Here is a 2,095-nt window from a genome sequence, read left to right as displayed (position 1 = left end):
CGGAGCGCGCTCACGGCGGCCGCGCCGGGAGCGGGTGCGATCTCGGTGCTGAGCATGGAGGCCATGATGCGGGATGACGCTCCGTGACGTCCCGGTTTCACGGAGGTGAGGCCGTCGGCTGGTTTCGCGGAGGCAGGGTCGTCGGCGCCCGGGAGCGCCTGCGCGGGTGATCAGCTCGTGGCGCCCGAGTCCACCGTGATGGCCGTGCCGGTGATGTTGCGGCCCGCCTCGCCCGCCAGGTGCGCCACGGTCGCCGCGATGTCGCCGGGCGAGCAGTAGCGCCCGAGCGCGGTCAGCGCGCGCTCCTCGTCGGCGCCGGGCCCGTCGGCCGGGTTCATCTCGGTGTCGGTCGAGCCGGGGTGGACCAGGTTGGCGGTGATGCCGCGCGGGCCGAGGTCGCGGGCCAGCCCCTTGGTGAGCCCGACGAGCGCGGACTTGCTCATCGCGTACAGGGTCCAGCCGGGGTACGGAACGCGCTCGGCCAGGCTGCTGCCGATCGTGATGATCCGGCCGCCGGCGGGCAGGTGCCGCGCCGCCGCCTGGGCCAGCACGAACGCGGCGCGGGCGTGCACCGCCAGCGTGCGGTCCAGCTCCTCCAGCCCGACGTCCGCCAGCGGTCCGTACGGGGCGATCCCGGCATTGCTCACCACGACGTCGAGGCGGCCCAGCTCGTCCACGGTGCGCTCGACGGCCGCCACCAGCTCGCCGGCCTCCTCGGCCCTGGCCCTGACGGCCAGGGCGCGCCGCCCCAGCTTCTCGGCCTCGGCGGCCACGGCCGAGGCCCGGTCGGCGGCCTCGGCGTAGGTGAGCGCCACGTCGAACCCGTCGGCGGCGAAGCGGCGGGCGACGGCGGCGCCGATCCCCCGGCTGCCTCCGGTGACCAGCAGGACTCTGCGCGTCATGACATCCTCCAAATAAGCGGAATGGATTCCGGTTCACATAGTAACCGGAATATATTCCGCTTGTCGCCGATGAAAGGATGGACGCCGTGAGACGCGAGCGCAGCGACGCCGCCCGCAACCGGGCGAAGATCCTCGACGCCGCGGCCGGCCTCGTGGCGCGGCGGGGCGTGGACGGCCTGTCGATGGCGGAGGTCGCCGCCGCGGCGGGGGTCGGCGTCGGCACGCTCTACCGCCGTTTCGGCGACCGCTCGGGGCTCGCGTACGCGCTCATCGACGAGCGGGAGCGGGAGTTCCAGGCGGCGTTCGTCGGCGGGCCGCCCCCGCTGGGGCCGGGGGCCGAGCCGCGCGAGCGCGCCCGCGCCTTCCTGCACGCCCTGCTGGAGCGCACGGTCGACCAACTCGACCTGCTGCTGATGGCCGAGACGGCCGCGCCGCTGGCCCGCTTCGGCGGCGCCTACCGCGCCCACCACGCCCATCTGGCGATGCTCATCGCCCAGGCCGCGCCGGGCGCCGACGCGGGGCCGCTCGCCGACGCGCTGCTCGCCCCGCTCGCCGCGCCGCTGCTGGCGCACCGGCTGCGCGAGGGCCTGACCGCCGACCGGGTCCGGTCGGCGCTCGACGCGCTGCTCGCCGGCCTCTGAACGGGGCCGCGTCGCGAGGGGCGGCACGGCACGCATGTGACGCTGCGTAGTCTGCGGGAAACATGTGAAATTTCCGGACAGGAGTGGGTTAAATCTGTTAGGAAAGGTTGCACTCCGTATCCGGGCAAGAGAGGTTCAGCGTGGCGCGCGACGACAACGACAGGTCCTACGACGACGGGCAGGGGCGACCCGGGAACCCGGATCTGACCGGTGACGTCCTGTCTCCACGCTGGAGCACGGACGACACCGACGAGCAGCCCGCCATCCAGGTCGCGGGCAACGAGACCTACATCCTGCCCCCGGCCCCCGGCGAGGCCGGCGACCCGTACCAGTCCCAGGGCGAGCCCGCGTACGGCGACAGCCTGAGCGGCCCGTACGACGCCCAGGCCGGCGCCTACGGCGACGACCACCGGGAACCGGCGTACCCCGACGCCTACGCGGAGAACGCCGGCGGGTACGCCGACACGTACGCCGACACGTACGCGGGTGACGAGCCGAGCGACCCCCGCGGCGCCGGCGAGGACCGGGACGAGGCCGGGTACCTGCCTCTCG

At 74.4% G+C, this 2,095-nt stretch carries 3 protein-coding genes; 2 read left to right on the top strand and 1 reads right to left on the bottom strand.

The genetic code is table 11. The features are described from left to right. Nucleotides 1–170 precede the first annotated feature (170 nt). Nucleotides 171–902: an SDR family NAD(P)-dependent oxidoreductase gene (locus OUY22_RS36550; RefSeq protein WP_270159897.1), complete on the bottom strand. Its 732-nt coding sequence runs from the start codon at nucleotides 900–902 to the stop codon at nucleotides 171–173. A 77-nt stretch (nucleotides 903–979) separates the two neighbouring features. Between OUY22_RS36550 and OUY22_RS36545 the strand changes: the two genes are divergently transcribed. Together OUY22_RS36545 and OUY22_RS36540 are read left to right on the top strand one after the other, a co-directional pair. After that, nucleotides 980–1,543 (top strand): TetR/AcrR family transcriptional regulator, encoded by a 564-nt coding sequence (locus tag OUY22_RS36545; protein ID WP_270159896.1) that lies wholly within the window; start codon nucleotides 980–982, stop codon nucleotides 1,541–1,543. 140 nt (nucleotides 1,544–1,683) lie between these two features. Further along, the coding region (locus OUY22_RS36540; RefSeq protein ID WP_270159895.1) for a hypothetical protein at nucleotides 1,684–2,095 on the top strand (412 nt) is incomplete at its 3' end.

It is taken from the genome of Nonomuraea corallina, from assembly GCF_027620315.1.
GTDB lineage: Bacteria > Actinomycetota > Actinomycetes > Streptosporangiales > Streptosporangiaceae > Nonomuraea > Nonomuraea corallina.
Note: the sequence above shows the minus strand (reverse complement) of the source record. Positions and strands in the feature narration are given on the sequence as shown.

Excerpts from the sequence above, each read along its gene's own strand:
- OUY22_RS36550 (WP_270159897.1), bottom strand. The coding sequence starts at position 902 with ATGACGCGCAGAGTCCTGCTGGTCACCGGAGGCAGCCGGGGGATCGGC.
- OUY22_RS36545 (WP_270159896.1), top strand. The coding sequence starts at position 980 with ATGGACGCCGTGAGACGCGAGCGCAGCGACGCCGCCCGCAACCGGGCG.